The organism is Desulfobacula sp., from assembly GCF_030145145.1.
Taxonomy (GTDB): Bacteria; Desulfobacterota; Desulfobacteria; order Desulfobacterales; family Desulfobacteraceae; genus Desulfobacula.
In genome coordinates, this window is record NZ_JAQYWD010000049.1 from 1 (window position 1) to 25,578 (window position 25,578).

Annotated in this window: 22 protein-coding genes; 1 reads left to right on the top strand and 21 read right to left on the bottom strand. The window is 44.6% G+C overall.

Going from position 1 to position 25,578, the window contains the following annotated elements; all coding sequences use genetic code 11:
* Positions 1-218 precede the first annotated feature (218 nt).
* The 3 genes from Q1Q15_RS22235 to Q1Q15_RS22245 form a co-directional block, all read right to left on the bottom strand.
* The gene (locus Q1Q15_RS22235; RefSeq protein ID WP_300464784.1) at positions 219-3,017 is read right to left on the bottom strand and encodes an Hsp70 family protein; all 2,799 of its coding nucleotides are present in this window, start codon (positions 3,015-3,017) and stop codon (positions 219-221) included.
* A gap of 29 nt (positions 3,018-3,046) precedes the next feature.
* Positions 3,047-3,811 (bottom strand): DUF2760 domain-containing protein, encoded by a 765-nt coding sequence (locus Q1Q15_RS22240; RefSeq protein ID WP_300464786.1) that lies wholly within the window; start codon positions 3,809-3,811, stop codon positions 3,047-3,049.
* Between the two features lie 147 nt (positions 3,812-3,958).
* The gene (locus Q1Q15_RS22245) at positions 3,959-4,240 is read right to left on the bottom strand and encodes a helix-hairpin-helix domain-containing protein (RefSeq protein ID WP_300464788.1); all 282 of its coding nucleotides are present in this window, start codon (positions 4,238-4,240) and stop codon (positions 3,959-3,961) included.
* Positions 4,241-4,588: 348 nt separating this feature from the next.
* Between Q1Q15_RS22245 and Q1Q15_RS22250 the strand changes: the two genes are divergently transcribed.
* Positions 4,589-5,779, top strand: a complete 1,191-nt coding sequence (locus Q1Q15_RS22250) for an O-antigen ligase family protein (protein ID WP_300464790.1) — start codon at positions 4,589-4,591, stop codon at positions 5,777-5,779.
* Positions 5,780-5,848: 69 nt separating this feature from the next.
* Here Q1Q15_RS22250 and Q1Q15_RS22255 read toward each other — a convergent pair whose 3' ends face one another.
* From Q1Q15_RS22255 to rfbF, 18 genes are all read right to left on the bottom strand, one after another.
* Positions 5,849-7,000 carry a glycosyltransferase family 4 protein gene (locus tag Q1Q15_RS22255; RefSeq protein WP_300464792.1) on the bottom strand — a complete coding sequence of 384 codons (1,152 nt, stop codon included), beginning with the start codon at positions 6,998-7,000 and terminating at the stop codon, positions 5,849-5,851.
* The gene (gene asnB / locus Q1Q15_RS22260; protein WP_300464793.1) at positions 6,997-8,943 is read right to left on the bottom strand and encodes an asparagine synthase (glutamine-hydrolyzing); all 1,947 of its coding nucleotides are present in this window, start codon (positions 8,941-8,943) and stop codon (positions 6,997-6,999) included. Before asnB (Q1Q15_RS22260) ends, Q1Q15_RS22255 begins: the two co-directional genes overlap by 4 nt.
* Positions 8,944-9,039: 96 nt before the next feature.
* Positions 9,040-10,989 (bottom strand): asparagine synthase (glutamine-hydrolyzing), encoded by a 1,950-nt coding sequence (gene asnB, locus Q1Q15_RS22265; protein WP_300464795.1) that lies wholly within the window; start codon positions 10,987-10,989, stop codon positions 9,040-9,042.
* Positions 10,989-11,861 (bottom strand): glycosyltransferase family 2 protein, encoded by an 873-nt coding sequence (locus Q1Q15_RS22270; RefSeq protein WP_300464797.1) that lies wholly within the window; start codon positions 11,859-11,861, stop codon positions 10,989-10,991. The genes asnB (Q1Q15_RS22265) and Q1Q15_RS22270 overlap by 1 nt, the downstream gene beginning before the upstream one ends.
* Complete coding sequence (locus tag Q1Q15_RS22275) at positions 11,858-12,736, bottom strand: alpha-1,2-fucosyltransferase (protein ID WP_300464799.1); 879 nt, start codon at positions 12,734-12,736, stop codon at positions 11,858-11,860. Before Q1Q15_RS22275 ends, Q1Q15_RS22270 begins: the two co-directional genes overlap by 4 nt.
* A 27-nt stretch (positions 12,737-12,763) precedes the next feature.
* The gene (locus Q1Q15_RS22280; RefSeq protein ID WP_300464801.1) at positions 12,764-13,492 is read right to left on the bottom strand and encodes a class I SAM-dependent methyltransferase; all 729 of its coding nucleotides are present in this window, start codon (positions 13,490-13,492) and stop codon (positions 12,764-12,766) included.
* 86 nt (positions 13,493-13,578) lie between these two features.
* The gene (locus Q1Q15_RS22285; RefSeq protein WP_300464803.1) at positions 13,579-14,373 is read right to left on the bottom strand and encodes a DUF268 domain-containing protein; all 795 of its coding nucleotides are present in this window, start codon (positions 14,371-14,373) and stop codon (positions 13,579-13,581) included.
* Positions 14,370-15,275 carry a glycosyltransferase family 2 protein gene (locus Q1Q15_RS22290; protein WP_300464805.1) on the bottom strand — a complete coding sequence of 302 codons (906 nt, stop codon included), beginning with the start codon at positions 15,273-15,275 and terminating at the stop codon, positions 14,370-14,372. Before Q1Q15_RS22290 ends, Q1Q15_RS22285 begins: the two co-directional genes overlap by 4 nt.
* The gene (locus Q1Q15_RS22295) at positions 15,265-16,779 is read right to left on the bottom strand and encodes an oligosaccharide flippase family protein (RefSeq protein WP_300464807.1); all 1,515 of its coding nucleotides are present in this window, start codon (positions 16,777-16,779) and stop codon (positions 15,265-15,267) included. The genes Q1Q15_RS22290 and Q1Q15_RS22295 overlap by 11 nt, the downstream gene beginning before the upstream one ends.
* A 62-nt stretch (positions 16,780-16,841) precedes the next feature.
* On the bottom strand, positions 16,842-17,555 hold the full coding sequence (locus Q1Q15_RS22300) for a cephalosporin hydroxylase family protein (protein ID WP_300464809.1): 714 nt from the start codon (positions 17,553-17,555) through the stop codon (positions 16,842-16,844).
* Between the two features lie 9 nt (positions 17,556-17,564).
* Positions 17,565-18,377, bottom strand: a complete 813-nt coding sequence (locus tag Q1Q15_RS22305) for a class I SAM-dependent methyltransferase (RefSeq protein WP_300464810.1) — start codon at positions 18,375-18,377, stop codon at positions 17,565-17,567.
* Positions 18,355-19,605: an NAD(P)-dependent oxidoreductase gene (locus Q1Q15_RS22310; protein WP_300464811.1), complete on the bottom strand. Its 1,251-nt coding sequence runs from the start codon at positions 19,603-19,605 to the stop codon at positions 18,355-18,357. Before Q1Q15_RS22310 ends, Q1Q15_RS22305 begins: the two co-directional genes overlap by 23 nt.
* Positions 19,602-20,630, bottom strand: a complete 1,029-nt coding sequence (locus Q1Q15_RS22315) for an ATP-grasp domain-containing protein (protein WP_300464813.1) — start codon at positions 20,628-20,630, stop codon at positions 19,602-19,604. The genes Q1Q15_RS22310 and Q1Q15_RS22315 overlap by 4 nt, the downstream gene beginning before the upstream one ends.
* 35 nt (positions 20,631-20,665) lie before the next feature.
* Positions 20,666-21,796: a DegT/DnrJ/EryC1/StrS family aminotransferase gene (locus Q1Q15_RS22320; protein ID WP_300464815.1), complete on the bottom strand. Its 1,131-nt coding sequence runs from the start codon at positions 21,794-21,796 to the stop codon at positions 20,666-20,668.
* 54 nt (positions 21,797-21,850) lie between these two features.
* A complete protein-coding gene (locus tag Q1Q15_RS22325) occupies positions 21,851-23,077 on the bottom strand; it encodes a class I SAM-dependent methyltransferase (RefSeq protein ID WP_300464817.1) in 1,227 nt (408 codons plus the stop codon).
* Positions 23,077-23,625, bottom strand: coding sequence for a dTDP-4-dehydrorhamnose 3,5-epimerase (gene rfbC, locus Q1Q15_RS22330; protein WP_300464819.1), 549 nt, complete (start codon positions 23,623-23,625; stop codon positions 23,077-23,079). Before rfbC ends, Q1Q15_RS22325 begins: the two co-directional genes overlap by 1 nt.
* Complete coding sequence (rfbG, locus tag Q1Q15_RS22335; protein ID WP_300464821.1) at positions 23,622-24,734, bottom strand: CDP-glucose 4,6-dehydratase; 1,113 nt, start codon at positions 24,732-24,734, stop codon at positions 23,622-23,624. Before rfbG ends, rfbC begins: the two co-directional genes overlap by 4 nt.
* Positions 24,719-25,495: a glucose-1-phosphate cytidylyltransferase gene (gene rfbF, locus Q1Q15_RS22340; RefSeq protein ID WP_300464823.1), complete on the bottom strand. Its 777-nt coding sequence runs from the start codon at positions 25,493-25,495 to the stop codon at positions 24,719-24,721. The genes rfbG and rfbF overlap by 16 nt, the downstream gene beginning before the upstream one ends.
* Positions 25,496-25,578: the final 83 nt, after the last annotated feature.

A 25,578-nucleotide genomic window follows, 5' to 3' on the forward strand; every position in this document is an offset into this window, starting at 1 on the left:
CGCCAGCGTTCATTCTGAGCCAGGATCAAACTCTCCAGTTATAATCCTTTTTCTCTAAACTCTTTAAAGTCTTGTTTTAGACCCGCTCTAAAATTTCTCACTGACCAATTTTCAAAGATCAAACCGTCTTGCGTTCCTCCCTCAGGAAGAACTCAAAAAGATTACATGAATTTTTAATATTTGTCAAACACTTTCTTAATAAAAGAAACATATTTTTATTATCGCAACACAAGGCCGGCCGGAAGCTTTTCACCGAACTGCGCATTTTTTTCTGTTGCTGCCATATCCATTCGTTGGGTTATAATTCTGATAAAAGCGGCCTTGGCCTTTCTTTCCTGCATCCAGTCAACAATTCTCAGGACATCCGCCTCATCTAAATCCCGTGTTCGATCCCCGGTTTTACGGGACATCTGTGCAATCATATTTTCAACGGGATCATTGGGGTGCCATTTTTTTTTCATGATCCGGTTCATCCATTTTACCACTTCTCTTGCCGGCACGACCCGGTCAACAGACCCGTACAATAATTCTCTGGCCCCCAGCCGGGACAGGGTCCAAAAAAGATTGTCCTGTTTCTTGTTTGCCACAAGTTGAGGAAGCAGCGATTTGGCAAGGGCAGTTTTATCCTTAACCAAAAGCCTTTCCATGTTTCCGGCTGCCATCCACAATTCAACCTGTTCCTGGGGAGAGAGTTTCGCCTTATTGTTTTTACCATTCATTAATACGGATGAAATATCTTGAAAAAACTGTCTTTGTCGACCCGATTTCAGGCCTGCCGCCATTCTTCGAATAAAAATCCACCATTCCAGACGATTTTGCTTTGATTTTTCATAGATTAACCCTGTCAGATACACTTTCCATAATTTCCGACAGCGCTCTTCGTCAAAGGCATCCCCAAAACCCGGCCGCATGCAGAACCCTGTCAGGTTGAGCCATCGGGCCTCATGCTCGGCAGAATGCTTTCGACTGGATTCAAGTTCGATCAATTGGTCCGCAATACGCCGTAAAAAGGATAATGGCCAGTTTGTTTTTTTCTGGGCCACGATGTCTTCAACCTGCCGGGCAATACTTTTGATGTCCCCGTTTGTGTCGGATGGATGGGTAAACGCATTATGAATCCGGTGACACACTGATGTTATCAACGTTTCATCATAGACTTCAGATTCACTGGCATCTATCCCTTTTTGGGGGTCTCTCAACTGAAACTGCAATTTCCATTTATGATCACTCACCCCGGAATGACAATACATGGAAAGTGTCCCCATTTCGGTATATTCCGCCCCAATGGTCACGGGAATCGTTTTTCTCTGGCCGTTTTTCCCAAACTTTATAATGGTCTGGATTGGGGTCATTGTGGAAAAGGAATCATCTATTGGAATAATCTCACCGGCTTTGTCACCGGATCGATAACTGGAACTATAAATATCAAAACTCACCGGCTCATTGGCCCTTACCTCATATTTCATTTGGGGAAGTTCAATAACCGACCCCTCATCCAACCCTCTTTCCACCAGACAGATGGCCTGGGAAACATGATCATCTTGAAGGGAAACCCCCAGGTAATAGCTTATGGGGCTGCCGCTTCCCACCCTTACGCCGATGCCCTGCTTTACAAGGCCGTAATAGGAAGCACCAATTCCCACTGCCAGCTCAGGAATATCATTTTCAAGAATCCGGGGCCATTCAGATTCACCTGCCTTGAACCAGTCGCCAATGGCCTGACGTATCCTGTCCTGAACCAGCAGCGGTTTAAGGGTTCCCCCATTAAACAAAATAAAATCCGGCAACGGCTCTTTTGAAAGATGTTTTCGGACATCCTCCCTGTGATTTTCCAGAAACCGGATAATATGTCGGGTAATCGCAGAATCTTTTTCAAACGGAAGACCAAAATCCGCAATTTCCTTGCCCGTTTCAATATCCAGTTTTTTTGCAGATTCAACATAGGGATAAAATTCATCCAGTAAAATTTCTTCAACCTCTTGCTTCATTAAATCCGCTGCAAGGGTCCCTGCTATTAAGGAACGGCCTTCACCTTTGATCGTTATCCGGACACGGGCTTCTCCCTTATCCAGTATTTGTTCTTTTGCCTCACGACATCGATGACACAAGGTCTTCCACTTATCCGAACTCAACACGGACGTTGATCTAAATCGAGATTTAAACTTTGACTCCACTTTTTTAGCCAATGCCAGATCAATATTGTCCCCGCCAAGAATCAAATGCTCCCCCACCGCAATCCGTTCAAACCGGGGTGACCCGTTTGATTCTTTAAGGCTGATCAAACTGAAATCCGTTGTGCCCCCCCCCACATCACAAACCAATATCAGATCATCTGGTTTCACATGCTGCTGCCAGTCATCTTCATGATTGAGCAGCCAACTGTAGAATGCTGCCAGCGGTTCTTCAATAAGGGTTACGGCGGCACCCAGCCCTGCCATTTCCACCGCCGTAAGGGTCAGATCCCTTGCGGCTTCATTAAACGAGGCGGGAACGGTGATCACCACATATTGATTTTCAAGAAAAAGGTCTTCATCCTTTACAAAATGGTTCCATGCATTTCGGATATGCAGTAAATATTCCGACGTGGCCGTAACCGGGGACACTCGTTCAACACCTTCAGATCCCCAGGGTAAAATTTTTGCCGTTCTGTCCGCCTGGGGATTGCACAACCAGCTTTTAGCGGAAGATACCAGCCTGGAAGGTATTTTAGAACCATGGTCCCGGGCAAAAGTGCCGGCAAAAAGATCCTCTCTTTTTTTCCACGGGTGTTTTAACACTTCTTTTGAGATATCATATTCCCCCGGGATATACAAAAAAGAAGGGAGAACCGGAATCTTTGTAAACTCTCCATGCCCGGTGAGTTGAGGAATGTTGAAAACTTTCACTGCATTCTTTTTATTCACATGAACGGTGCCGGAAGCATTGTTTTTTAAAACTGACACATCAATATATGAAACAGCAGAATTTGTGGTTCCTAAATCAATACCAATGACGTATTGTTTATCTTGAAAATCCAAAGCAACTCCTAAAATTTCTGATCACCCGCCTATTGTATGTCAACTTCTGCCGGAATAATAATGGTGGAATCCTGAATATCTGAAAGCTTGGGAATTTCATTTTTACCTGCCCGCCATCCCCGATGCTTTAAGGTTCCCTTGAAGGGAGGATCACCTGCCACATTCCCGACAAGTTTAATGGCATCAATATCAAACCCGGGTTCAATGGTGATGGTTTCACCTTCTTCAGCGTCTATCACCGGTTTGGGGTCAATATATTTCTTGATGGTCTTTTTGCAGTCTTCCTGAACACTCCTGACAGCCGCACCGATCTGTTCGTCATCATACAAACTTAACTCTTCATCAAAAAAATCCAATAGTCGTCCATCTCTTTGAAGAACAGACAGGCTGTGTAAAAACAACCGTCTTTTCCTCTCCATGGCTATTTTCTGATCCACAAAATCTTTTCCGGATTTCCCTTTAGAGGGAAGTTCCCCTTGTTTGGCCTGAAGGTCGTTAACCATCTTTGACAGTGACAGTCTTAAAATCAGCCATAATATCCATCCGGACAACACAAGGCTTCCGGTGACGGTGGGTATCACCCATACGTTAAAATTTCGGGATATGACATTTAAATAATTTGCCCCCCAGGATATGGCCTTGACGATCATTTCATTTCCGGTATCCTGGGCGAGTTTGACAGCCAGCCAGTCAATGCCGAAATAAAGTCCAGCAATGATACAGACACTGATCAACAGGGCCAACAAAGTGATAACATTAAATAATCTTTTTGAAACCAATTTAAAACCGTTCAAAACCAGGTTCTCCCTTCCAAATCCATTAACACAAAAAAACCACGCTGGGAATCACAGCATGGTTTTGATAATAATACAAAAATCTACGATATCAAGCAACAGGTTTTTCAAGATGGGGAATCAGGGAAAACAACTAAGTCGCCATCATTATTTTTCTTTGACGATAATCAGGTTCTTGTTGGCATCAAACACTTTTTGACCGACACCCTTCACCTTCATAATCTCCTGGGGGTTTTCAAATGGGTGTGCCTTGCGATATTCAATAATTCGGTCTGCAATCTTATCTCCCACATATTTGAGTGAGACAAGCTCGTTTTTAGGTGCGACATTTATATTTATTTTTCCGGTCGTGGCAAGAACAGGTTGACAGAAACAGACAAACAATAAGCTGGTCAAAATTAAAATGAAAACTTTTTTTATTTTTTTCATTGGTTGAACCTCCTTTGAGTTTGTAAGGATTTTTTCCCTGATTCCCATTTCCTTTTTTAACGTCGCCACATTAAAAAAGGACAACTGATAATCCTCTTCATAAACTGATCAAGGTGTGTATTGAATTGAATGGATAGGATTATATGGAAAGCAATCAAAGAAATCAATCAGGGTAAACCCTGATTTTTATAAAAAAATACATCTTTTTGTCTGTTTTTTATGATGTTCAAATATTTAGGAACAAAAAAAAGGATGGGACATTTAAATTTTATTGGCAGTATGGTAATGAATGGCGGGAATAAACGAATGATGGGATAATAAACGTCTAAGTCGTTAAAAGGATATTTCATGCAGAATCTGTGGCGCCGGTTATCGGCACTCAAATCAGATGATTTGATGTATTATTGTGTTGTTTTAACCTTCTTTCTTTTACCCACGGGAACAGCGCCCCCATTGATTGCCATTGGGCTTGCAGCCCTTGTATGGCTGGTTTCAGGAAAAGTGTGCCACATCAAGACCATCCTCCGGCAATCCTGGTTTTTCCCTTTGATACCGATATTGGTCTTACCCTGGATCGGACTGCTGTATTCACAGAACACAGATCTTGGCCTGGATTACGCGATGAAAACAAAATACTGGATTGCTGTCTTCATCACAGCCGGACTGGTGTTGGATGAAAACCGGGTCTACCTTCTTTTGAAATGGTTCTGGGCCGGGCTTTTCCTGGGCGCCTGTCTTGCCCTGCTGCAATATACTGGCATGATGGCGCCAATTGAAGAGAAGCACTTGGGTTTTGGCATTGTCCATACGTTTATCAGCATGTACCTGATCATTGGCATCCTGTCCGTCTCGTTTTATTTCAAACGGGAAACCGCTTGGAACAAAAAATTTATTTTACTTTTCCTGATGCTGGCCTTCTTATTTCACCTGGCAGTTTTAGAGGGCAGAAGCGGTTATTTGATTTTTGGAATCCTTTCGCCACTTGTTGCCAATAATTTAATGCACCGGTTTTCCTGGAAAATTAAAATTACTGTCAGTATCCTTCTTATCTGTGCCCTTTTACTCTCTCCTGTTGTCAGAAAAATAGTCAATAACACCGTTATCAATTTAAAAGATCAAAAGGAAAAAATTCTGAGTGGAGAAGACGTTGTGCAATTCCCCAGGGCATTTATCCTTAGAGAATCCATCCACATTTTTATGTCGCACCCCTTTATCGGCATCGGCACAGGAAGTATCACCGAACCGACCAAAGCAAAAGGCCATCGGGTTGACCACCCCCACAATAATCTTCTTTACATGGCAACAAGCTTTGGAATTTTTGGAATTGCCGCCTATTTATGGTTTCTCTGGAAAATGTTTAAACTGTCATGGACCTCAAGGGAAACGGCCACCGGGTATTTTGTCTTTTCCACATGCAGTGTTCTCTTTTTAAGCGGGATGTTTGATACCCAGATCTTGAATACCGAGACATTACTTTTTTTATCCGTGAGCTATGGATTCCTGAATCATCTGGATCCGGATAACCGGAAGGAAGTTTAACTGAAGCGTTCTTTCATCCCTTGTGCCCTGCAAGGCAGCCTTGTCTTAGAGAACGCATCCCCACCAGCGTCAGAATCGGTTTTCCCGGCCAATCATTTGTCGATACAGTGTCATTGTTTTATCAACAACCACTTGTTCTGAAAAATATTTTTCCGCCAGTATTCTTCCCTTAGCCCCCATTTTCCGCCTTAGGCCGGCATCCTTGATCATTTCTTCAAGGGCCTGGGCAAGTGCGTCAACATCTTTTACCGGGACAAGAAAGCCGTTTTCTAAATGCTTGACAACTTCCCGGCATCCAGGGACATCGGTTGTAATGATGGGTTTCCCACAGGCGGCTGCTTCAAGCAGGCCTTTTGGAACCCCTTCCCGGTAGGACGGCAGCACAACAATATGGGCTTTGGATAAAATCTCCGGCATATGATCTTGATACCCCCACCACTCTATGATCCCTTTATCATGCCATTCTTTAAGGCTGTTTTCCGGGATTGATCGTGGATTTTCGTTATCCGGTTTTCCAACAAGAATGGTCCTAAAATCAATCTGTTTATGTTTTAAAATTTTGGTCGCCTTGATCAACTCTCCAATACCTTTATCCCAGAGCATTCTTGATGCCAGAAGGATCGTGATTTTTCCTTCCGGTTCAGCAGTGATATGAAAATCAGAAATATTGACACCGGATCCGCGGATGAGAACCGATCTTTTCTTATCTATAATACCAAGGGTAATAAACGATAGTCGATCCTCGGGGTTTTGAAAGATCGCATATGTTTGTTTACTTAGAAAAAGAAGCTTATATACACCAAGAAAAAAATATTTTAACACCCGGGCTTTCCAATTTTCACTGATAAATAAAAATCCAAGCCCTGCATAGGCATTTACAACATGAGGTGTTTTGTTAAAAATGGCTGCCAGCGTTCCGTATAAAATCGGTTTCATGGCAACATGATGGACCAAATCCGGTTTTTCCTGATGATACATCCTGACGATTTGAACAATGGCTTTGATTTCCTGAAAAATATTTTTTCCCTGTCGTCTTAACGTTACCGGAACAACCCTGAATCCTTCATTTTCTATCTTCTGTTGATGCTTATCGATTCTTGTAACCACCACGACATCAAATCCGGCACGCTTTGCCGCCCTTGCAATGGGCAACCGATGGGACCAGAAATACCAGTCTTCGGTCACAAAAAAAAGAATCTTTGGCCGTTGTTTCTTTTTCATTCTTGATTTTCCAGCCATGCTTGAAACATCAATACATCCCATAAATCATACTGCCAATTTCTTTTTCCGGATAGATGGTCAGCCCATTTTTGATGAATTTGTCCCGGCTCAAAAAAACCATCATCTTTTAACCGGCTCTTATCCAGCAACCCATCTGCCCAGCCGCGCAAGGGACCTCGCAACCACGAATCAATGGGGACTGCGAATCCCATCTTTGGACGATCCATGAGCCGTTCAGGCACATAACGGTGAAGCACCTGCTGAAGAATCCATTTTCCTTTGCCGTTTTGAAGTTTCATGGAGAGGGGAAGTCTCCAGGCAAATGCTACAATTTCATGGTCCAGAAATGGCACCCGTGTTTCAAGACTCACAGCCATGGCCGCCCTGTCCACCTTGCATAAAATATCATCCGGCAGATAAGAGATTAAATCAAAATACATCATCTGTTCTGTAAGATCCAACAAATCAATATTCAAACCACGATCCGTCAACACCGTTTTCGGCTCGATGGCGGTCAATACGATATCACTCGGCTTTTTCCAGTGGGATACAAGGGTGTGATAAATTTGTTCCGTTGATGTCACGGCAAGCACTTCAGCAAGCTTATGAAGTTTGTCTCCAGGTCTTTGTTCAGCCTCTTTAGGTGAAAACGGCAGTATAGAAAAGAATCGATCCCACTGCATGGGAGATGGCAGGCACAATAGTGAGGCAATAAATCTTCTCATTGAAACCGGTAGGCGGGTCATTATTTTTTCAAGAACCCGTCCCTGGGAATAGCGATTGTAACCTCCGAACAACTCATCCCCGCCATCACCGGACAACGCCACGGTCACATATTGCCTGGCCATTTCCGATACCAGGAAAGTTGGAATCTGGGAAGAATCTGAAAACGGTTCGTCGTAAATCAACGGCAGTTTCGGTATAACATCCATTGCCTGCCGGGAACTGACATACAATTCAGTATGATCGGTGCCAAGATGGGCAGCTACTCGTTTGGCATGGGGTGCTTCATCATATCCTGCTTCATTGAATCCAATAGAGAATGTTTTGACGGGTTTGGTACTTTCTGCCTGCATCATGGCCACAATAGTGGAAGAATCAATCCCGCCTGACAAAAAAGCACCCAACGAAACATCTGAAATCATTTTATTCCGGATGCTCTTTCTAAGAAGCCTGTCCAGACTATCAATTGCCTCACTCTCACTTCCTGAAAACAGCTGGGCCCGGCTGTTTGCGACCATCTTTTCTGCATCCCAATATATTTGAGGAACCGGGCATTCCCCCGGCCTGCAGTCAACGGAAATTTTAACATAGCTGCCTGGCGTTAATTTGTAAATATGGTGATAAATTGAATACGGGGCCGGAATATAATTATACCGCAAATACAATGCCAGGGAATTTCGGTTAATTGTTCCTTCCCAGTCAGGATGTCGTTTTAAGGTCTTCAGCTCTGACCCGAATAAAAAGGTTTTCCCCTGCCAGCCGTAATATAACGGTTTTTCTCCCAAACGATCCCGGGCCAGAAAAAGCAGACGCTCTTTTCTGTCCCATAAAGCAAAAGAAAACATACCCGTGACCTTTTCAAGGGCATTTCTTACCCCCCAGTTTTCCACTGCTGCCAGCAGGACCTCCGTATCCGAATCCCCGCGCCACTGAACCTCCTGATCTGACAGATCCTTTTTTACCGCTTTAAAATTATATATTTCCCCATTATAGGTTATGACAAACCGCCCGGAGTGAGACGTCATTGGCTGGTGACCTTCCGGGGAAAGATCGATGATGGAGAGTCTTCTGTGGGCCAATCCAACGCCCGCTTCAGGATCAAACCACACGTCCCTGTTGTCAGGTCCCCTGTGGGCAACGGCATCCGCCATTTTTTCAAGGACCCGCCGGAACCCATCCCGCATCATTTTGCTGCTGACAAAGCCTGCTATGCCGCACATAGTAAAAAAACTCTCCGGATGATACAGTGAATCAATGGATCTGAATAAACCCTTTGTGCCGTTCCGCTGCTTGCATATGGCAACAGTCTGGGATGGTTATCTTGATGCATTAAGCCATGCCTGAAACATTAAAATACTCCACAAATAATTCTGCCAGTTCCGCATCCCACTGATATGCTCATTCCATTTTTTTCTGATGGGTTCAGGATAGAAAAAGCCGCCATTTTTCAACATCTCCCGGCTCAGCAAAGATTCAGCCCAATCCTTTAATGGCCCTCTTAACCATACATCCAGCGGTATACTAAACCCTGTTTTGGATTGATCGATCAAATCAGCAGGAAGATATCGCTTTAACACCTGACGAAGCAACCACTTTCCTTTATTATCTCTTATCTTCATGGACAAGGGAATCCGCCAGGAAAACTCTGCTATTCTATGGTCAAGATACGGCACCCTGACTTCAAGGCTGACGCCCATACTTGCCCTGTCGACCTTGGCTAAAATATCATCTGACAAATAGGACACCATATCCATATACATCATCATGTGGGTATAGTCGTCCAATTGGGGACATGTTTGAAGATACCCATGACCATTCCCGATTGTTCCATTGTCAATAACCACAGTTTCAGGATTTTTCCACTGGGTGACCATATTCGTATACAGGTCTGTTGGCGTTTTACAGGATATAATTTCCGCAAGTTTATGGAGAACATCTCCAAGGGGATTCTGACTTAACTGCGCCGGGATGAATCGTTGGAAAGACCTTAAAAAGGTATTCAGCAGTCCCGGAGGAATAGACGTAATGATCTTGCCGATGGATCTTCTCAGGGCTGGATGTATCCATCCGATCCTGTCCCAGATTTTTTTACCCCATAGATAATGGTTATATCCACAAAAAAATTCATCCCCGCCATCACCGGACAGACACACCGTAACCCGCTGCCGGGCTATTTTTGAAACAAGATAGGTCGGGATCTGGGATGAATCAGCAAAAGGTTCGTCATACAATCGGGGCAATCCCGGAATGACATCCAGCATTTCTGAAGGACCGACATAATATTCATAATGATCTGTGCCCAGATATGCTGCAATTTTTTTTGCGGCTTTTGCCTCATTACTAAACGACTCATTAAACCCAATGGTCACTGTTTTTACCGGACAAGTGCTCTGGGCCTGCATTTGGGAAACAATAAGGGAAGAGTCGATCCCCCCGGACAAAAAAGCACCCAAAGGGACATCTGAAACCATTCGTTTCCCCACAGCATCCTTGAGAAGCGCATCTAATGCGTCAATTTGTTCCTGTTCGTTATTTATACCGCGCTTGAGGGTATTTTCTTGTGCGATATTTTTCAAATCCCAATATTTAAACGGCTGCTGGTCATCCTCATGTCCAGATACCGTTAACATAACCGATGCTGATAATTTTTTTATCCCTTCATATATGGAATATGGCGCTGGTATATAATTATATTTCAGGAATAAAGACAGGACGTTTCGGTCAACCGGTTTATTGAATTCCGGATGAGCCACCAGGGCTTTAAGTTCGGATGCAAAAATAAATTTTTTCCCCATCCAACCGTAATAAAGTGGTTTTTCACCAAACCGGTCCCGGGATAGATACACTTTTTTTTCAAACCGATCCCATAATCCAAAGGCAAACATGCCATTAAATCGTTTCAGGCTTTTTTCAATCCCCCACTGACAAAAGGCCGCCAGCATTACTTCAGTATCAGAATGACCCCGGAAACCATGGCCTGAAGATATCAGCTCTTTGCGAAGGTCTTTATAATTATATATCTCCCCATTATACACCAGTACGTATCGACCATCAGAAGAAACCATGGGCTGACGGCCTTCCGTTGAAAGATCAATAATAGACAGTCTCCGGTGTCCAAATGCAGCAGGAAAATGTTCATCCACCCAGACTCCCGTATCATCCGGCCCCCGATGATTCAGTCTGGCCGTCATCTTTATGATAACAGATTCAAGTTCAGATCTATTGTTTTGATGTGAAAAATCGATCAATCCCGTAATACCGCACATTAATTTATCCCTTTGTCACTCGAACAGCCATCCCACACAATCCTCCATTGATCCTCTTCAGCCCGTGCCGGCTGAATGGCCCGATGCTTCAAAATTTTATAATTCAACCCTGTGGTGACGGCAACGATATCAACGGCACCTTTCATCATCTGCTGACAGATATAGACCATCGGCCAAAGCCCTCCCCGGCTCCGTTCATTGATCATCAGTGCCCTTGAAAAATAATATCTACCGGTTAATATGGTTTTTAATGAGAGGCAACTCATCCTATATCCGGTAAGGACGTCCGAAAGGCAGGCGAACCGGCTGTATCTGAAGGTTCTCAACAGCAGTTCCTGATCCTGGGCTTTTTTCATATCCTCCCTGTATGGATTCGCCTGAAACCACTTGATCCGTCCCATCCAGGTGGGATGCGGCAAGTAAAACCCCGCCCAGAATCGGCTGCAGATATCTTCATGGGTTTTTCGGAAGGGATAAGATCCCACGGAATGACCCTGTTCATTAAAAACCAAGACGCGGCTTCCCACCAGATCAACATCCGGATTCTCTTTCAGATATTCCAGCTGCTTTTCAAATCTCTCTGGATAGATGATATCATCGCCATCAACTCTGGCAAAAAAATCTCCCCGGCTCTCCTTCACCGCCTGGTTCAATCGACAGGCAAGGCCCTTGTTCTGTTTATCTGCAAACACCTTTATTCTCTTGTCCCTGAATTGCCTGACAACCGCCACTGTATGATCATCTGATCCATCATCAAAGACTAATAGTTCCCAGTTATCGTAAGTCTGGTTCAATACAGAACAAAGGGTGTGTTTGACAGTCGACTCACAATTATAGACGGACATGCCGATGCTGATAAGTGGGGTATTCATAACAATATCCATTCCAAAGGAAATCGATCCTTGATATTGTTATCATTGGCGAACCACTGTTGCGGCGCAACCACGATTTTATCCTTGTGCGGATTCAGCCAGGCTCCCCACCAGCTAAAAGAGCTATTGGCGATGATGTGATGCCTGCAAAGGCTCATTAGGTGCATATCCTTATAACTTTCAGCGCCACGGTTATGGTCAATGTATCGGCAAGGAAAATTTATTTTCAAATGATCTTTTACCCAGGAAATGTCATCTGAAAAAACAAAAAAACAGGGATGCTCAATTCGATCAACAATATATTCAATAGCCGTTCGATAATAATCCAGGGAACACAATCCGTGCGTAGCAAGGGTTTTAGGGTTTTTTACATAATCACCCCGCCGCACGTGGAGACTCACCGCATTCACTTGAGCAATTTGTGCAGCAAGGACGGCATTCTGGTTTGCCAGGGGTAACTTAAAAGTAAAATCGGCACGAAGAGTGGGAATCACGTTACAAAAATATTTCTCAGACTGCCAATACCCGCTTAAGTAGCAGTCCTGCGGAACATTCTGTATTCCCGGCCAGTAATGTAACTGGGGTTCAACAACAAAACAACGATGACGAAATGCTGCCATACTGGAACGTGCCATAATCCGCCTAATGCAGGGGAGGCTTTGCCAGCCCAGGATACTGCGCACATCCGTTTGAGTCGCCGCTTTTATCGGGATATCGAAAACCCGCTGAAGTTCAAACCCCTGGTGCAACTCATATCCTGCAAAACCAGAAATATCATTCAGTAAGGGCTGCCCAAACTGCAATGACACAGCACGGCCTGCTGCGTACTGGAACATCTGGTTGCCCAGACCGCCAATCACTTGTGAAATAATCATGGATGGTCCGCCCCTGACCGATGGACACTAATCTTTCCGAGCATGCACATGACATCCAAAACACAGAAGTTCTGATGAACCGTTGTCTCTTTTACTAAAACGCAACAGCATCCGTTGTAAGATAAACATACTGAACAGTTCAAGAGGATTGGGCTTGCAATCTGAGTAACGACTCGAAATGGACGGTATCCTGTAAATTTCCTGGGCAATGAATTCGAAAAAATTGCCGTTCCTGCTTATTTCAATATGTTTAAACCCCTGTTCTGATAAATGACTTTCATACCAATACGTGTTGAAACCGCTGCTGAAGTGATAGGGGGCTAAATGTGTCAATGAGCAGAATGGCGCCGTCATAATCAGGTGACCGTTCGGTTTGAGCAGTCGAGAAAATTCTTTGATCGCTTGAACCGGGTCAGCCAAATGCTCCAGAACTTCTATACACATGATGGCATCAAAAGACGCGGTGGGCTCAGGAATTGACGTAATATCACTGACAATATCTAATTTTCCATAATCAAACTCTCCGGTCTGCAGGGCAGCCGTATCCCCTTTCCCATCATAATCTCCAAAATCCTGGGAAACATAGTCCAAATGATGACAGTATTCACGATATCGTTGGGTTCCGGCACCTGCATCCAATATTCTGCTATGGGGAGAAAGGGTTAAAAGGATATCTTTTAACCAGGTTTCACGAGAACTCTCGTTATCCTTGCCAACATTCGGTGATAATGATTTTAAAATATTTCTAGCGCTCATGGTCAACCCTTTGATGATTTCATGGCTTCCGTTATCTTTTTATAAATAAGGGTGTTGAAACCATAATTTTTCGATAAAATATTTATTTACTCATGCTTTAACGTTGAATTCATTTTTTTGAAAATAAAAATCCCCAAAGAATACCACTCTTCTGCCAGATCGGCAAGTTTCATATCATCCAAGGCTGATAACTCAACAGTACTCTTTTGACCTACCACAGTAAGCGATGACAGTCGGAGTGAATTTTTCATCGCCAGTTTGACAACAACCCGGGGATCAAAAACACGATTTGCATTAAACTCGACTCGATCAACACCCATAGGAACGGACAGATAAAGTAGTCCTTCATTTCGAAGCAACCTCGCCATGTTAGCCACTCCGCACTCAAAACCATTTGGGTCAATTGGGTCACCATATCGCCCTAAACCGAAATGCTCTAATGCATGCAGGCAGGAAAGTGAATCACAATAGTCGTGCATTCCGTCTAAATGTTCCATAAGATCTGCCTGTATGAATTGAATACCTGGCATTTGCAAGGTGATGGGTCTCACATCAAACACCTCGATTTCACGGAAGCTTGCCACGTGGGCCACAAATCCATCCACGCGAGAACCAATATCCACATGTTTTTCCGGTTTGGCCTTAAAAATCATTCGGGCCACCAGCAGATCCTGCAAAAAATATTCGTTCTTAGTCGATCCACCTTCTTCATACCAGTCATGGAGACAAGGCTTAAGTTCAATTCGACCGGAGTATACAGAGCGAAATCGAAGCAAATCAAAAATATATCGGGGTAAGCCTAGCAGAGAACGAAACATTAGGCGAGGATCAATGCCAAATTGACTGCTTAAAATCCAATATATTTGTTTAATAATTTTCAAGAATAAAGCCTAAATTTTTTTTTTATTCTTAAGCAATAATACTTGCCAGTAGCAGCCAGTAAACATATTAAATATTTTATGTGCTTATATAACAATATGCTCAAATAATATATTTTATCCGATATAGCAAAGGAGCTGCTCAAATAAAATCCAAATACCCGATAGGTATATATTAAAAAATTCTTAAGAAGAGCAGGAGGGATTACATTTGATGAAATATTGCCATAATGTCGCCGGTAAATCAACAATCCATCATCAACAAAGATACATCTAAATTTATGGGATATCGCATGAACAAAAATACCTTCACTAAAACAACTCAAATCAATATTTTTCCTTATAAAAGGGAAAAAATTCCTCAATGGACCAATTTGAAACAAACCGTAGATCTGAAAAGAAGGAAATTGCAGTGCTAACATAGTGAAGTTATGTGGTTTGCCCTTCCTGAAAACAGAAGACAAAACACCGTGTTTAGTTATCTTCGTTTTTTCATCCAGAATATCAATGTCGGGTATGGCCAGCTCAAACCCCTTATTGAGTCCTTTTACTAAATTAGCTAAAGTTTCCGGGGTCCCCAGCAGATCATCTACTGCCATCCATTTAAAATATTTTCCATCTGACTCATCCAACACAAATTTAAAATTGAATAGTGACCCATGGTTTTCATTCTGACGAAAATACCGGATACGTGAATCATGGGCCATATATTCCAGGCAAATGGCTTCGGTATTGTCGGTCGAGGAATTATCTGAAATAATAAGCTCAAAATCAGTAAAAGTTTGTACCAATAAAGAGTCAATGGCGTGCCTGATAAATTTCTCACCATTATATACCGGCATGCCGATGCTCACCATTGGTATACTAACATCTGCATGGCGACTGTTGTTTAAATCAAGATTCACAACTAACTTCCTTCTTATAAAATCGCTGCAACATCCATCGCCTGGTTGCCGGGACCACCCAGGCCGTCAGGAACAGAGATAGAATAGAGACCCCCGCAATATAGATTATCAAAACCACTTGTGGCATGGCATCAGGCATCAGAAGCCTACCGATCCCCGCAGTCAGAACCGAACATAACATTGGTATTCCCACATCCTGACAATACCAACGCAACGTTTCATCCGGCAGTAACCTGCGATGCATCAGCTGTATATTAATCAGCACATAACCGCAGTTTAAAATTACCCAGACAAAAGCCGCACCAATCGCCCCGAAATGGCGTGTCATGAAAAAAATCAGTGGTACCAGGACAATAACAGACACCAGATTTACGTAAAAACCAAGTTTTGTCCAACCATGGGCCAGTTGCAGGGCATAGGGCATACTCATCAGCCCATTCAGGGCAGTACCGATCACAAGAAGGCTCACCAACACATACGTCTGTTCCGCCGTTACCGGATTTTGTGTCCACAGCAGAAGAATTGATTTTGAAAAAAATGCCAGCACCATTGCCGCCGGCAGAATCATGACGGACATCACCTGGCAACTGTAATGATACAGCGCTTTCAAAGAAGCCTGGTCATTGACAGTAACCAGCTGCGTCAAACGAGGATATACACCATTAAAAATAGGTCCAATCAGACGATAAAGGCTCATAGCAACCACTCCTGCCAGTGAATAATAGCCAAACATCTTGAGTGGCAACATGCGACTTAACAGGATTTTATCGGTCTGGGTCAGCAGGGTGGCCAGAATGGATATCCCTAACATTCCCGCAGCAAAACGCCAGACGTCTTTTAGAATACTGAATTTAAACACGGCTTTTTTTCTGCCCACCGGCAGGCTTCGCCAGAGCGCCCCCCCTAACAGCAGGGTCTGTAGTCCACTGGCCACAATCTGCCAGCAGAAAAACGCCTGGATGGTGGGTGAAATCAACCAAAGAATCAATATGGCGCCGATTCCCCGCACGGTTGCCATGACCACATTCACGGCATTAAGCAGCACCTGGCGCTGCAGTCCCATAAGACCACCCGAATAAAATCCCACCGGCCACTGCAGGCCAATGGCAATTCCCATGAGGATGACCGCCTGCTGAATCGTCCCGGGGGACAGATTCTCCGCCCTCACCCACCGCTGGGACAGGTATGCCGATAATGCAATGACAATAACGACAATGAAACCCGCCATGGCCCAATAGATAAAACCCAGGGTTCGGACGAGATTTTGCATCTGATGTTCAGAACCAGGTTTGCTGGTCAGTCTTGCCAATTCTCGATTCAAAGTGGAACTCAACCCCATGTCCAGCAGCGCGAACACACTCAGCAAAGTTGAGAAAAATCCAACCAGGCCGTAAGCCTCAATCCCCATAAAGTGGATATACAAAGGGATAAAAACCAATGCCATCAAGGCGATCCAGATGCTTCCCACATAGTTGGCGATTACATTATGTTTGAGTTGCGTCATGGCTCACGATTCTATTATCATTGGGCATCCATTCATTAAACGGCTGTTGATTAGAAATCTGATTACTTAACACACTTCAAATATCCATCCGGGGCCACCGTGATCAGCAATTTATTCTGGATCTCTCGATCAATCTCGAACCGATCATTCTGCTTCAGGAACTCCCAGACAGCCGTCTTGGGATTATTGCCTTTGTCCCAGGGTCGATCGGGATAAGATCCTTCGGGCATATCTTCAATGGCCGTATCAAAAACAACCAGATAGCTTCCCCGGGTCACCAGAGGGGAATATAACGCCAGTTCTTTGAGTACATGCGCATGGGAGTGCATGGAGTCCAGGCAAACCAGAACGCTCTTTTTATTTTTAGCAAAATCGCATACCTGCCGGACAATGTCAGCATCAACAGCGGATCCCTCCAGCATGGTGATGCGCTTAAACATGGGATGCTTTTCAAGCTCCACGCGGTTATGCTCCCGGATATCGATATCAATACCCAGTACCTGGCCGTCTCCGCCAATCAATTCCAGCATGGAGGCGGAAAAGATCAGTGATCCACCATGGGCGATGCCTGTCTCAATAATCAGGTCCGGTTTAACACGCCAGATAATCTCCTGCATGGCCATAATATCCTGGGGAAACTGAATGATCGGACGACCCATCCAGGAAAAATTATAGGTATAGTTATACTTGCCGGTTAACCGGAGAAAATCATTGCTCATCTGCCCCAGCTGTTTGTCGGCTCCCTGACGTTGGATCATCTCATTATTATCAATCATTCTTTCATCCTATCCTTTTCTCTGACCAATGGCATAGATCACATTACAATCTTCCGGCCGCTGTTTACCGAATTCATAGCAGGCATCACAAAATGCCTTGCGCCAGTCTTTCGTCTTTTCTTCACCCACCCGTCCCCAACCAAATTCCCCCCCATCCCAGGGGCCTTCCTCCAACATCCAATTTATTTGAGGCGTAGACAGCATTTTATAAAAAACACCGCCGGTCTTCACTACCTTCAGCCCTGCATCTTCAAAGTTTTTCACCAGATCTGCCATGTCATAGGACCGCCGATGTCCGGCAATATTCAAATCAAATGGCGAGAGTTCATATTCATCCGAAAGGGTTCCCATCAATTTTGCTATCCGTCGATTGACGGCAACGGCATTGGGAACGTGGGCAATGATGATGCCTTCTTGCGACAGCTGTCTGGCGCAGATATTCAAAAGGCCAGATGGATCCTGAACATGTTCCAGCAACGTTACCATCGTAATGGTATCAAAGGGGTCATTCCCCTGAAATTCCTCGGCCAAAGCATGGACAAATTCAATACCAGGATAGGTCTTTTTAGCATCTGCAACATGAGTGGCAGATGCATCAAGCCCGACAACTGTCCCAAAATGAGGCGCCATCAGATGGGTCAGATAACCATTGCCGCAGGCCAGATCAAGGAGTCGAGACATCCGTTTGTTTTCAACAATACTTTGAACAATATACTGCCCCAATAATTGTTCATATGTGGCAAAATATTTTCCCCTCTGCCAGGGAAAGGTATCCTGCCGATCCAGTTCATTTTCAGATTTATCGGGCTGAGATGTTTTCATTCTTATTTCCTCCTGCGATTTCAAATAAACCGTTCTTTATAGCAACAACAGGCTCCCACCCCAAGCACAATCTTGCTTTGGATATATCCATTTTTATATTTCCCACATCCCCTTGGATAGGTTGCTGTTTGATATTACTTTTAGAATCAGTGATCTTAACAATCTGTTTTGCAACCCTGTTTGTTGATGTGAGTACCCCTGTTCCAAAATTAATTGATCCTTGAAGTCCTGAATCAATCGCCATGATGATGCCCCTGCGTAAATCACTGACATGGAGCAAATCAAGGGATGGTAATCCGTTACTATATTCATGCGTAACAATTTCCCTGTTTTCTCTGGCTTTGTTCAAAAAATTCCAAATAAATTTGGGCCGGTCACATTCAATACCGTAAACAGAGCTTGACCTTAATATCAAACAGGAAACAGAATATTGTCTGCGATAATGATCAATGAGGTTTTCACACAACACTTTTGTCTGCCCATAACTGCCGCCCGGACAAAAGGGAACAGTCTCATCTGCCATTAATGAAGATGTCCTGTACCCTGAATAGACTTCCCAGTTACTTAAATATATCAATTGGACATTATTTTCTACACAAACATCCAGAGAATTTTTCAGCATGACCAAGGACTCCCCCATGGCCGTATTAACCGTATATATCCTGGGATTGGCCAGGTGTAGAATTTTACCGATGCTCTTTTCCTTGACCATCAGGTTTAAAAAAACCGTATCATGAAGCAAGTCTATCTCTCCCCGGGGAGGAGAAAATACAGTGTAACCCTTCTTGATTAGCTGTTCAATCAGACCTTTTCCAACAAATCCGTTTGCACCTGTTACTAAAATTCTTTTTTCACGATCCGGCTCTGCTTGATCTGCATCCTTTCCAATGGCCTGATACACCCTGTTCAAGACTTCTATTTTAAGATTTTTCTCTCCAATCGTTTCTATAATATACCTTACCGCCTCGCCCAGACTAACCCCTTTCACCTGTGCCCACACACCGGCCGCAACGGCATTGCTTCTTGACATGCCGTAATCGCAACAGATGACCACTTTCTCTCCGCGGTCAATAGATATTAGGGCTTGTTGGATCTTGGCCTTCAATGTTTCAGGAGAATTACCCGCCTTATCCACCAAGTCCCGGACGTCAATCACTGTAATTCCGGAAATCTGCCTGGCATTATCAAATGCGGCTGTTCCAAGATTGTCAGATATCCAATGAATCACTGCACCAATTTTCCTTCTTCGACACAAATTTCAGTTAAACTTCTAAAATAATAACCAACACGAAGCGGTACAGTCTGCACAGCGACCTTATTAATTGCAGACTGCAGGTATGTATCGACCTCATTAAACCCGGCTTTGGTTCGCAAGTATGTGGATGCTGAAAACCGCGGATTAATTTCAAAAGGCAATAAAACTCCATTGCGCACCCGGCCCTGGATATTAAGTGGGCCCTGGCTGTTCAGCAGACCGGCAATCAACTCAGCCTGTTTGCAGATGTCATGGAAATCACCAATATACCCCTGGCTGTATCCGCTTGAAATCAGCCCTGTGTCCGTCTTGGCCATCACTGAAAGTTTAACATTGAACATCCGTTTTAAGGCAATAGATCCTAAGAGATCACCTTCGGGCGAGTGAAGAACCCCTATTGTAAACTCACCCTCTTCATGGGGAATATATTCCTGCACAATGGGTATTTGATGGTTATTTAACAAATATCCCACATATAATTGGGCTTCGGCCTTATTTCCCGCTAAAAAAACAAACGAACTTCCACCACTGCCGGTAGCCGGTTTTATAACGCAGGGAAACGGCATCCGATCCAACTCATCCATCTGTTTTATGGAACAGGAATAGGGAATGGGAACTCCCTGCTGCAATAACCAGTCAAACAATTTACCTTTATGCGAACACGTCGAAATCACGTCTCCGGTATTTGACGTAACATGAATCCCCCTCTTGAAAAATTCATCCAACGCATTCCCCAGAAGAATTGAGGGTTCTTCTCCTCCGGGAATAACCGCTTTGATATCCATTTTCTGACATATCCCAAGGATGTCTTCTATATAATTATTGCGGTCAATCAAAAAAGTTTCTACAGTTCCACCTTGATAGTGGCCAAAAGCAAATTCAGATATGTCACATCCAAAGATTTCATATTTTCCGGCACAACGGAGGGCCTTAATTATTTCTGTCCCCAATGATGCCCCGCCAATACCGGCAACAAGAACACGCATATGATCTTTCAAACCATTTTCCTCCCGATGGAACCAAACTGCCAACTTCAGTCGGCCATGTTCAATATCTGTAACAGGGTTGAACAAACATAGTTAACTTTTTTTTCATCCATATTCATACCACATGGAAGATTTATTCCATAGGGACTGATTTGATAACTTATCCGGTTTCTCTTTTGTGCGACCGCAGCCTGGTCCGTTTGATTAAAAGCAGGAATAGCACTTAACGGATAAAAAAATGGACGGCACGATAGGCCATAATCGTTCATCTTTTGAATTAACGCTTCTTTTTGAATACCAAATATTGAATCCAGAATGATCGAGACCATCCAGTATGAATTTTTGGTCTGGTCTGGTTCAAAATTCAGTGTGAGCCCATCCATACTCCCCAGCCTGTCATGATACCAATCAAATATCTGACGTTTTTTATCAACCAGTTCTTCTGCCCGCTCTATCTGCGCAAGGCCGAGCGCCGCCTGCATGGAACTCATTTTATACTTGTGGCCCACTTCAGAATTAAAAAACATGACATCTCCCGGCTTGCGGCCATGATCCCTTAGAAAAAGAACCCGGTCAAACAGGTCTTTATTATTCGTGACCAGCATCCCCCCTTCACCCGTGGTCATGGTTTTTGAACCATGAAAACTGAAACAACCGGTATCGCCCAGGCATCCGGCTTTTTGCCCCTTATATTCAGAACCCAGTGCTTCGGCAGCGTCTTCAATTACACCCAAATTATTCCTGCGGGCAATGGCATGAATTTTTTCCCAATCCGGCATCCCCCCATACAGGTCAACAGGGATAACGGCCTTTGTCCTGGGGGTAATGCAGTCTTGAAATGATGCAGGAGAAAGACACCAGTTTTGCACATCTATATCGGCAAATACCGGCGTAGCACCCACATAGATAATCGGAGCAGCTGTAGCAATCCAGGTCACATCCGGCACAATGACCTCATCACCCGGACCTATTCCCAGGGCCATCAGGGAAAGATGAAGCGCTGACGTGCAGGACGGGAGAGCAACCGCATGGCTGAGTCCCATATATTCAGCAAAAGCACGCTCAAAACGGTCGTTATATATATTGGCATTTTCATACCAGGCATTCCTAGCTGCGTCTGCCACATATTCAATTTCTTTGTCCGTAATCCATGGACCGGACACCGGTATTTTTTCCATTCATTCCTCTTTTAACTAACAATAGATGCAATCTTAACAAAATAGCGCCTTCCGTTACCAACACCGAAGCTCCGGAACAGCAGTGACAAAACGGCCGCCCCACTCCCCTATATAGCCGAGTTGTTCGATAATTTCATCTTTGATGTTCCAGGGCAGAATCAGGATGTAATCCGGGGTTTCAGATTGGATTACCTCCTCTGCCACAACAGGGATGTGACTGCCGGGCAGATATTTTCCCTGTTTGTGGGGCGAGGCATCCACCACAAAACAGATCAAATCTTTTTTTATACCGCAATAATTGAGCAGGGTATTTCCCTTGGCAGCGGCACCATAGGCGGCAACCTTTTTTCCGGCCCGCTTCTGGTGAATTAGAAATTCAAGCAGCCCATATTTGACCTGGTCTGCCTTTTGCTGGAAACCGGTATAAAACGGCATTTCCATCATCCCGGCAGCCGCCTCCCTGGCATGAAGCGCTTTAACAGAGGACAGAATCGGTTTTGATTCATCTTGCGCATGCCGGGCAAATATCCGTAAAGACCCGCCATGGGTTGGAATTTCCTGGACATCAAACAATGTAAGACCCTGCTTTTTAAAAATTTCTTGAACCGTATGAAAGGAGAGATAGGAATAGTGTTCATGATAGATGGTATCAAACTGATTGTTTTCAACCAGCTGCAGAAGATGGGGAAATTCCATGGTGATCACCCCCTGTTCCGCCAGAACAAGCTTCATTCCCGCGACAAAATCACCCAGGTCAGGCACATGGGCCAGGACATTATTTCCCAGGAGCAGGTCGGGTTTTACCCCTTTTTGGACAAGGGTTCTGGCCAGTTCAACGCCAAAAAATTCGGTTATTGATTCAATCCCTTTTGCCCGGGCGGCTTGAGCCGTATTTTTTGAGGGTTCAATCCCCAGACAGGGGATGCCTCTGCCCTTAAAATACTGCAGCAGATAGCCGTCATTGGAGGCAATCTCCATGACAAAAGAGTCTTTTCCCAACCCCAGTCGCGCCGTGATCATTTCCACATAGGCGTTTGCATGGGCCAGCCAGGTTTTGGAAAAAGATGAAAAATAGGCATATGCCTGGTTAAAAATATCAGCAGACTTTTTATATTCATCAATCTGTACCAGGTGACAATGATGACACACAAACAGTTTTACCGGATAAAAAATTTCCGGTTCCATGAGCTGATCGTTTAATAAAAACGAATTGGATGGCGGTGAATTGACCAGATCGATAAAGGTATGCGTAAGCCGTCTATGACAATGGCGGCACTTCATCACAAAATCCCTTTAAAATCTTTTTTCAACAACGGATGCTGCAAATCCCGTTCAGATACTTGTGTAATATTCTCCGGCCAGGTTATTCCTGCCAGGGGATCATCATATCTGACGGCTCCCTCATGCTCAGGGCTGTAATATTCCGTATGAAAATACATCAGTTCACAATCCTCAGCCAAGGTCTGAAACCCATGGGCAAATCCCTCGGGAATATACATCATCTTCATGTTTTGAGACGTCAGAATTTCCCCCTGCCACTGCAACAGGGTGGAAGAATTTTTTCTCAGGTCCACCAGCACATCAAAAACAGCCCCTTGAATACATTTGACCAGTTTGATCTCTTTTTTGGGAGCATATTGAAAATGCATTCCCCGGACGGTTCCTTTTTTATGGGTCCAGGACTGATTGATCTGCACGATCTGCCGGGTATGGCCAATCTGTTTCAATTCATCCATACACACGATACGGGCAAATTTGCCCCGCTGATCGCCATGGGGTTCAGGCTCAATCACAAATGCCCCGTTCAGCTTTAGCCTGGTAAACTTCATATGCACAACCCCTCATATTGACGAACCTGGGCCCTGGATAATTCGCCCATCCCTTTTTGATTCTCCTCAAATGCCTTGTACCACTTGGCTGTCCACGCCAAGGCCTGATGGGCATCCAGACCGGGTGCCCATTTTAGCCGGCTGCGGGCCTTGGAACAATCCAGTTTCAAAAGGCCGGCCTCATGGGGATGATGCCCATCCGCCAGAGACCAGTTCGCACCTTCTCCCCAGAAGCTTGCAAACCGCTCAACGACCTGCCCTACTTCCAATTCAGAATGATCTGACGGACCGAAATTCCATCCCCCCCCAAACTGCGGGCCATCAACATAAAGTCGTTGGGCCAGCATCAAATAACCGGATAAAGGGTCCAAAACATGCTGCCAGGGTCTTATGGCATGGGGAGATCGAATGTGCACGGCATCTTTTTTCATAAAGGCCCGAACCATATCCGGAATCAGGCGGTCCTCGGCAAAATCCCCTCCGCCAATCACATTGCCTGCCCGGGCTGAAGCCAGTGAAACGCCGTGATCTTCATACGCATCCGGATGAAAATAGGATCTCAAATAGGCCGACGTCACAAGTTCGGAACACCCTTTTGAACTGGAATAAGGGTCATACCCCCCCATGGGATCTGTTTCACGATACCCCCAGACCCATTCCCTGTTTTCATAGCATTTATCGCTGGTTACATTCACAACCGCCCGGACGGACGGTGTCTGTCTAACCGCCTCAAACAGATGAACCGTCCCCATAACATTGGTAGAATAAGTCTCCACCGGATCAATAAAGGATCGACGAACCAGACTCTGGGCCGCCATATGAACGACAATCTCCGGTTGAAACGCCTGCAGGCTTTTTTTAAGCAGGGCAAAATCCCTGAGATCCCCTTGGATGGATGTCATGCCATCGGCAACATGCGCCGCCTCAAAAAGGGCCGGGTTGCTCGGGACATCCAGGGAGTAGCCACACACATCCGCCCCCATGTGTTTGAGCCACAAACACAGCCAGGCCCCCTTAAAGCCTGTGTGTCCGGTGATCAGGACACGCTTTTTGCTGTAAAAATCAACAAGGGATTCGGTCATACGGCTTTGTTTCACCACTTTTTCCATGGTGCCTTACCCGAAGCCCAGACATGCTCCAGTTCTGTCTTATCCCGGAGGGTGTCCATGGGTTTCCAGAATCCTGAATGTTTGTAGGCCACCAACTGGTCATCTCGAACAAGATCTTCCAATGGCTTACGTTCCATACTGGTATTATCTCCCTCAATATAGTCAAATATTTTCGGTTCAAACACAAAAAATCCACCATTGATCCATGACCCGTCCCCCATGGGTTTTTCCTGAAATGCCCGGACCCCCTCATCTTTTTCATCAACAATCAAAGAACCGAACCGCCCCAGGGGCTGCACCGCAGTTACCGTTGCCAGCTTACCCTTTTGTTGATGAAACGCAACCAGCCGATCAATGGGAATATCTCCCACCCCATCACCATAGGTCAATAAAAACGGTTCATCTCCAATATAGGGCTGAATCCGTTTTACCCGTCCCCCTGTCAGCGTATCCAAACCGGTATCCACAAGGGTCACCCGCCAGGGTTCAGTTGAATTAGAATGAATCGTCTGTTTGTTTCCATCTCTGAAATCAAAGGTCACATCACTTTGGTGGAGAAAATAATTGGCAAAGTATTCCTTGAGCACATACCCCATATAGCCCAGGCAAATGATGAAATCAGTATAACCATAGTGGGAATAAATCTTCATGATATGCCACAGAATCGGCTTACCCCCAATCTCCACCATGGGTTTTGGCTTCAAGTGTGTTTCTTCACTCAGCCGGGTTCCAAGCCCCCCGGCCAGTATGACAACCTTCATCTTAATCTCTCATATCCTTTCACATTTGGGATGTTTACTTAACTCAACGCTTTCGGTCTTTAGCTTTAATGTAAGGGGTCAGG